The 8,018-nt window shown below is 37.0% G+C and carries 5 protein-coding genes; 3 read left to right on the top strand and 2 right to left on the bottom strand.

The genetic code is table 11. The annotated features are described in order from the left end of the window. Nucleotides 1-546: 546 nt before the first annotated feature. The gene (locus tag VB713_RS27955) at nucleotides 547-2,619 is read left to right on the top strand and encodes a serine/threonine-protein kinase (protein WP_323314743.1); all 2,073 of its coding nucleotides are present in this window, start codon (nucleotides 547-549) and stop codon (nucleotides 2,617-2,619) included. Nucleotides 2,620-2,664: 45 nt separating this feature from the next. Here the strand turns inward: VB713_RS27955 and VB713_RS27950 are convergent, their stop codons facing one another. Together VB713_RS27950 and VB713_RS27945 are read right to left on the bottom strand one after the other, a co-directional pair. Next, nucleotides 2,665-3,930 (bottom strand): tetratricopeptide repeat protein, encoded by a 1,266-nt coding sequence (locus tag VB713_RS27950; protein ID WP_323314742.1) that lies wholly within the window; start codon nucleotides 3,928-3,930, stop codon nucleotides 2,665-2,667. A gap of 112 nt (nucleotides 3,931-4,042) precedes the next feature. Beyond that, on the bottom strand, nucleotides 4,043-6,739 hold the full coding sequence (locus VB713_RS27945; protein WP_323314741.1) for a CBS domain-containing protein: 2,697 nt from the start codon (nucleotides 6,737-6,739) through the stop codon (nucleotides 4,043-4,045). Between the two features lie 240 nt (nucleotides 6,740-6,979). Here VB713_RS27945 and psbZ point away from each other — a divergent pair, with 240 nt between their 5' ends. Beyond that, entirely contained in the window at nucleotides 6,980-7,168 is a 189-nt protein-coding gene (psbZ, locus tag VB713_RS27940; RefSeq protein WP_015216746.1) for a photosystem II reaction center protein PsbZ, read from the top strand. A 196-nt stretch (nucleotides 7,169-7,364) separates the two neighbouring features. Further along, entirely contained in the window at nucleotides 7,365-7,922 is a 558-nt protein-coding gene (gene ribH / locus VB713_RS27935; protein WP_323314740.1) for a 6,7-dimethyl-8-ribityllumazine synthase, read from the top strand. Nucleotides 7,923-8,018: the final 96 nt, after the last annotated feature.

The raw sequence follows: 8,018 nt of genomic DNA, 5'->3' as shown, positions 1-8,018 counted from the left end.
TTGGGGGGATCTGAAAATATGTGATACACAATGAGGGACTTTTCAAACAACCTCTTACATCCAACCAATAACCACCATATCATATAAGTAGGTTGGCGTTAAAAATTGTCGTTATAACAAGGCAGGATGGAAGAGGTTTTCAGGCAACTTTACATTTAGTTACATACCTCGGTTTTTTTGCGCCTTTCTACTTAATTAGAGTAGTTTTTATAACAACATCTAGAGAATAATTATATTCAAAAATCAAAATCCCCATGAATATATTTACTGATCAATCATTAACATAAAAATCAAATATTGTCTTGGCAATTTGACCAGTTTTTCAATTATGCTTGTTGTATAATCAGAAAACAATTAATTTTATGGCTCTTGTTGTTTTTCTATATATAGAAAAGCAGAATACAATTTACAAATTTTGAATATAATAAGTAATTCCCAATCCCCACCAGGTTTATCTACCCTCCAAGTATACAAGAGTCTATTAAATGCAGGGAAAAAGCGGAAAAAACTTAACATCATTTATCATGAAGTCACTTCTATTTGCTCATGATCTGTTGTTTAAATCCCGATTGTCAAAAACCCCAAAACCCAGATGGAAAACAGTTTTGTCAAAGTTGTAATACCCCATTATTACCACTGTTAAGAAATCGTTTCCGTGTCATTCGTGTGCTTTCAGATGAAGGAGGATTTGGTAGAACTTATCTTTCCGAAGATACAGATAAATTAAATGACTGTTGTGTAGTTAAACAGTTAGCACCAAAATTTCAAGGAACTTGGTCACAAAAAAAAGCAATGGAGTTGTTTAGCGAAGAAGCAAAGCGACTTCGAGAACTAGGAGAACATCCACAAATTCCTACTCTATTAGCTTACTTTGAGCAAGATAACTGTTTGTATTTAGTACAACAATTTATTGATGGGCATAATTTATTAAAGGAGTTGCAGTTACGTAAAACCTATAGAGATTGGGATATTCAATCTATTTTACTCGATTTATTACCTATTCTCAAATTTATTCATAATCGAGGAGTTATTCATCGAGATATCAAACCAGAAAATATTATTCGCCGTAAAAGTGATGGCAGATTAACTTTAATTGATTTTGGTTCTTCTAAACAATTAACAGCCAGAGTTCAGAAAAAAAATGGCACTTCAATTGGTTCGCATGGTTATTCTTCAATTGAACAAATCAGAGATGGTAAAGCCTACGCTGCTAGTGATTTATTTAGTTTGGGTGCTACCTGCTTTCATTTGATTACGGGAATTTCTCCTTTTCAATTGTGGATGGAACATGGGTATAGTTGGGTAAAAAATTGGCAAGATTATTTGCGATATCCGCTAAGTAATGAATTAGCACAAATTATTGATAAACTATTACAAATAGATATTAAAAATCGCTATCAATCAGCTGATGATGTCATCAAAGATTTAAGTAAACAATATACACATTTATTAGCACCAGCTAGTAATTCATTTTTAGCTGTACCTGCTAAAAAAATAGGTGCTTATCCACCCAAATATATTTGGCTGAGAAATTCACTTTTAGTAGTTGCAACAATTTTATTTTTGGGTTTGGGAGAATTTGGTTATAGACATTTTCACAAACTACAAACTGCTATTTTGACTAGATTTATTTCTCCGTCAAATAGTACTGCTAGTAGTGATGCAATTCTCTATCAATCCTCACAGAAATCTTTAGAAAAATTTTCTTTAATAAAAACTATTTCCGAACCAAATAACTCAGTTTTATCTGTTGCTATTAGTCCAGATTCTCAGACTATTGCTAGTAGTGGTAATAGCATCATTAAATTATGGAATATCGCTACAGGTCAGGAAATTACATCTTTATCAGGACATACACGAAATGTAAATGTAGTAGCTATGAGTCCAGATGGTCAAAATCTGGTTAGTGGTAGTGATGACAAAACAATTAAAATTTGGAACTTAAGCACAAAAAAGCTCAGTTATACCCTAAAAAGTCATACTGATTCAGTTCATGCTTTAGCTATTAGCAAGGATGGAAAAACTTTAGTCAGTGCTAGTGATGACACAACCATTAAAGTCTGGAATTTAGCTACAGGAAAGCTGATTCGCACTCTCAATGGTCATTCTTACTGGGTGAGATCTGTTGCTATCAGTCCTAATGGAGTCACTCTAGCAAGCGGTAGTTTTGATAAGACGATTAAACTGTGGAATATCACTCAAGAAAAGCCCATTAATCAATTAACCCCAAATTCACAAACGGTAACATCTTTAGTTTTCAGCCCAGATGGTAAAATTCTTGCTAGTGCTAGCCGCGATCGCAAAATTAAATTATGGGATATTGGTACAGGTAAGGTAATTCATACTCTCACAGGATCAGATCACAATGTAACTACTGTCGCTTTTAGCCCAAATGGTAAAATTCTCGCTAGTGGAAACCGGGATTGTCTGGAGTGCGATACCTTGAATCAACCCGATCATCATAATATTAAACTATGGGATGTCGCCACGGGCAAGGAATTAACCGCATTGACAGGACATATTAATACAGTCACATCTCTGGCTTTTAGTGCTGATGGTAAAACCTTAGTCAGTGGTGGAGAGGATAATAAAATTAAAATTTGGCGTTTTTCTCAGTAATATTTATTACGGAAATGCTACGTAATTTAAAATTAATCAAAACTACTAAAACTTATCGCGTTCCCAATCATCAATCACCTTTTGCAAATACCATTCCTCCGACATCCCTGGATAAACATCTTTTTTTTGTTGAATTAATCTTTGCGCCATTTCCCAATATCCCCCAACCATGCGTAATAGTCTTTGACGTAATAGGTTATAGGTGGCTTTGTTTGTTTCTGGAATAGACGACTTGATTTTTTGCAGGCTATTTAATACTTGTTGATAATTCTCCCAATCTTCTTGTTCACAATAGATACTAGCTGCTTTTTGATAATCTGCGATTGCATTTCGCATTTCTTCTAAAAAGGTGTAGGCAATTCCACGATTGTAGTAAGATAAAGCGTCATTAGGATTAATTTTTAAAGCTTGGGCATAATCTTGAATTGCAGCTAAATAGTTACCCATTGACCGATAAATATTTCCCCTAGCAACATATCCTAAACTATCTTCAGATTGCATTTTCAAGGCTTGATTCATATCAGCTAATGCCCCTTGATGATCTCCTAATTGAGAACGGGCTTTAGCCCGATTTCGATAAACAATAGCATCTTGAAAGTTTAGTTGTAATGCTTGATTAAAGTCGGAAATTGCTTCTCGATAATTACCAATTTTACAATATACAACCCCACGACAACAGTAAGCTTGGGCATCTTGAGAATCAGCTTTTAATATCCAGTTTAAATCAGCAATTGCTTCTCGTGTATCTCCATGTTCTGCCTTTTCTAATAATTGCGTGAAATAATCTTTAGTGGATATGATTGGTGCAGGTTTTGAATTAACTGGATTTGTTACAGGTTGTGGTTTTGGTTGTAGCTGTTTAATTTTTTCCAAACAGAGGCGACAATTTTTTGTATCTTTTTGTTCTAAGTATAATTCTGCGGCTTTTTTAAAATTAGCGATCGCATTTTGAATATTTCCCTGTTTGCGCTGCACTATCCCCCGTAAGTCATAAGCAGCAGCATAATTAAGATGAAGCTGAATCGCTTTCTCTACATCTTCTAAAGCACCAGGTAGATTTTTGAGTGTTAACCTTGCTAAAGCACGACAATAATAAGCTTCTACATTTTGGACATCTAGTTTGATAGCTTCAGTATAATCAGATACGGCTTGAAGAATTATGCCTGAGTCATAATATGCCAAACCTCTTTTTACATAAGCTGCGCTAAAGTAAGGATTGGATTGTATAACTTGGTTAAAATCCTCAATCGCACCAGCATAATCTTTTTGTTGAGCTTTTTCTAAGCCTTGATTGTAAAATTCCTGATTCATAGTTTTAAAATCATGAAACGTATCTACCTCAGCTAATTGGAAATATTCTTTGATAATTTAGTATTTTTAGGATATTTGAATTTGCAGAGAAACTTCATATTTTTAATATTCATCACAGAGGATAATGCTTGGCTAAAAACTCTCGTGCTTCCACTTCATCCTTAATGATACCATCTAAAGTAGCACCGAGTAAATCATCAATAATTTGCTTATATAATGGACTAGGTTTGTAGCCCATTTTTTTTAAATCATTGCCATTTAATAAAGGTTGTACATTGGCTAAAGTAGTTAAAAAATGCCAAATCTTCCGCCTAATTTTTCTAGGACTTTTGGCAGCAATTAAAATCAAAGCTTGGATATCATATTTTCGTAGTAAATTTACAATTTGACTAGGAAATTGTAAATTTGGTAAAGATGTAATTATCGTTGTTTGCGTTTCTGCTAAAGTCTTTAATCTGGTAATACTATCATCAGCTAATTGGAGATTTTTAGCTACCTTTGCTCTATATTTTGGTTCTAAATGAGCAATTAATACTTCTAAGCGCAGTTGCCAATGATGTAGATTATATTGTTTGTCAAATCTTCGTAAACAAACTTTCAATAAATGTAACTCTTGTAAAATATTATCATCTAATTTTAGGCTGGAATGGATACACTGTAACGCCTCTAAATCATCTAATAACTGTAAAGCTGATTGCCAATAGGGGGCTTCGAGGATATGTTTTAGTTCTGTTTTTAACCGAGTTTGCAAAGCGGGTGTTTTAGTATTTTCTTGGGAAGTGCGATCATAAACACCGCTGTTAATTGCATAATGGATATATTCCTCAGTTCGCTTTTCAATTTGAAACCCGAAACGTACAGCAAAACGTACACCGCGATAAATACGAGTAGGATCTTCTATAAAACTATTAGCGTGTAAAGTCCGAATTTGCTTTGCTTGTAAATCTAGTAAACCACCAAAAAAATCAAGTAATTCACCAGCACGGGGAGATGTTAGCCTTAATGCCATCGCATTAATAGTAAAATCTCGACGATATAAATCTTGACGAATCGAACTTGCTTCAACTTCAGGATTAGCTGCGGGATAAGGATAAAATTCAGTTCTAGAAGTGGCAATATCTACCCATAATGAGTCTAATTCTGGATCTTTGTGCCACAACAATGCAGCAGTTTGAAATGCACCATGAATTTCTAACCGGGCATTAGTATAAATTTGCTGGAGTGCTTTTGCTAATTCCACACCTGCACCTACATCTGCTGATTTATGGAAACCATCAACTACTAAGTCAATATCATTAATCATCAAAGTGCCAGTTTCTGCTTTTGCTAATAGCAAATCTCGCACTGCACCACCTACTAGATAAAGATGCCAACCGCGTTTTTCTGCTTCTTTTGATGCGGTGGTGAGTAGTTGCCAAAGTTGGGGTGCTAGTTTATTTTGCAATTGTGGCAAATTAATATTAATTTCCCCATCTTTTTGTATTTCTCCATCAAATACATCTATTTGATGTAATTCCCTTAAAACGTCAGTACGGGTGACAATGCCAACAAGATTTTCATTTTCTAATACTGGTAAACGTCCAATATCATAAGTCACCATTAAGGACTCAATTTGTGGCAAGGTGGTATCTGGGGTGATGGTTTTTAAATTAGTTGTCATGTAGCCTTTAACTGGTGCATGACTAAAACCGTGATGTAAAGCAATATCCAAATCACGTCGAGAAATTATACCAACTAATTGCCCGTGAGGATTAACAACAGATAAACCAGAATGTCCGTAACGTAGTAGGATGCGTTGTGCTTCGGCTATTGTGGTTTCAGGACGAATGGTGCGGACTGGGGAAGACATTAAATCCCTAGCTGTGGGGGGATGGGGAATTTGGGCTTTTAACCCATTGAGAAGTTGCTGCAAGATTGGCTGTGAGTCTTTTGTGTGAACATTTAGGGAAGCTGCTTGAGAATGTCCACCACCGTCAAATATTTGAAATAAGAGGTTGAGATTTGTACCGGAAATGTGCGATCGCCCAATCACCGTTAATCGCCACTCATCATCGTCACCCAAAGCATATTCATTTGCCAACAATATGGCATCAATTTCTGTTAATTCCACCAATTCTGAAGCTAAACTTGATAACCCTGGCACAAAATCATCGGTTTTTAATATTACCCAGCCAATAGTATATCCCCGTAGACAGAGATAATCTAAAGTTTCTAAAGCCTGAGATAATAATTGTTGTAATTGTGGCGATAAACCAGGGTCACGATAGGTGGAAATTACTGATAAACTCGCCCCCTGTTGCATCAACCAGGCTAACGCTAAAGCATCTCTGGGTGTAGATTGATTGTATGTTAACGAACCAGTATCAACATGAATACCCAAAGCCATCACAGTTGCTTGGGCAGAATTTAAAGAAATATGACGTTTTTGTAATGCTTCCACCATTAAGGTAGTCGTAGCGCCCACTTGATCAACATATAATTGCGTCGTGGGAATATCGCTATCTTGTCCGAGGTGATGGTCATAAACTATAATTTCTTGGACATTGGGTAAATCGAACCATTCAGCAGCCTTACCCAAGCGATCGCGCTTTTGAGTATCCACCACCATCAAAGAACGAATCTTTTCTGGATTTACCGCACGTCTTTCAATCAGCGGATACTCATCTCGATGCAACGCTAAAAAATCTCTCACCGGCGGATGCGCTCCCCCAGTTAGGACAATCTTACTACCAGGCAGCAGACAAGTTAACCCAACAGCCGCCCCCAAAGCGTCAAAATCAGCAGTTGTATGGCAAAGAATTAAATCCATAGGGAATAGGTGTCAGGTGACAGTAAAGAGCGCCGAAGGGGAGCGTACAGCAAGCAGAGAGAAGAAGCAGGAGAGATCATGACTAATGACAATTGATCATCTGTTACAAACCGGACGTAAAATATTAATGGTTCAGAAGACCAAGTGACTTCACAGGGGTCACTGAACAACCCAGTCTGTCCATCATACAGCGACAGTCTTGGGACAATTTACGATATCGCTGTCTTGGGGAAAGTAAAAATGACCTTAGTATTCCAATTTGCTTTAGTATCACTAGTTCTGATGTCTTTTGTTCTAGTTGTTGGGGTTCCTGTTGCTTACGCTACACCTCAAAACTGGGTTGAATCTAAAAAACTGTTGTGGGTTGGCTCTGGAGTTTGGACTGTATTAGTGCTTTTAGTCGGTATATTAAACTTTTTTGTGGTGTAGGCGACGGCTGCAAACAGGCACAAGCACATAACATAAAAAACTAGAGGGGCAGAAAAGTTAACGTAGGAGGTTAGAGAAGAAAAAAGAAATTTTCTTTTTCCTTATGCCTTTTTCCTGAACGTGCTTTCCTGCTCCTCTATCTTGAACGCAGAAAAGTGTATTGGCTAAGAATTTATAGTTAATTTAAGAGGCAGTCATGGCAGTTTTTGAGGGCAATTTTACTCAAACAGAGCCTTTGCGGTTTGCAATGGTGATTGGTCGATTCAATGACTTAGTTACTCTCAAACTTGTGGAAGGATGTCAAGATTGTCTAAAACGTCATGGTATAAATCCTGATCCTCAAGGCAATCAAGTAGACTATGTTTGGGTTCCAGGAAGTTTTGAAGTTCCTACTGTAGCTCGCCAGTTGGCACTTTCCCAACGTTATGATGCCATAATTTGTCTGGGTGCGGTAATTAAAGGCCAAACACCTCATTTTGATTATGTATCATCTGAAGTAGCTAAGGGTATTGCTGCTGCAAGCTTTCAAACTGGTGTACCCGTGATTTTTGGCATTTTGACAACGGATACAATGCAGCAGGCGTTAGAGCGAGCAGGAATAAAAAGTAATCATGGCTGGGATTATGCCATGAATGCCATAGAAATGGCCAGCCTGATGCGTAATTTACGCCCTACCCTAGCAGAACCTTATGCTCGGAATGCTCAAACCTTACCAGCTTCAATACAAAACCCTGTGGAGTCAGAGGTGGTTTAAGGATGGGAGAGACGCGGAGATTGGGTACTGGTTTTTCACCAATTACCCATTACCCATTACCCATTACCCATTACCCATTACCCATTACCCATTACC

The sequence above is a fragment of the Anabaena cylindrica UHCC 0172 genome (assembly GCF_034931625.1).
In the GTDB taxonomy this organism is placed as follows: domain Bacteria; phylum Cyanobacteriota; class Cyanobacteriia; order Cyanobacteriales; family Nostocaceae; genus Anabaena; species Anabaena cylindrica_A.
This window is presented reverse-complemented; position numbering and strand designations above follow the sequence as displayed.

Coding starts and splice junctions, on each gene's coding strand:
- VB713_RS27950 (WP_323314742.1), bottom strand. CDS start 3,930: ATGAATCAGGAATTTTACAATCAAGGCTTAGAAAAAGCTCAACAAAAA.
- VB713_RS27945 (WP_323314741.1), bottom strand. CDS start 6,739: ATGGATTTAATTCTTTGCCATACAACTGCTGATTTTGACGCTTTGGGG.
- ribH (WP_323314740.1), top strand. CDS start 7,365: ATGGCAGTTTTTGAGGGCAATTTTACTCAAACAGAGCCTTTGCGGTTT.
- VB713_RS27955 (WP_323314743.1), top strand. CDS start 547: ATGATCTGTTGTTTAAATCCCGATTGTCAAAAACCCCAAAACCCAGAT.
- psbZ (WP_015216746.1), top strand. CDS start 6,980: ATGACCTTAGTATTCCAATTTGCTTTAGTATCACTAGTTCTGATGTCT.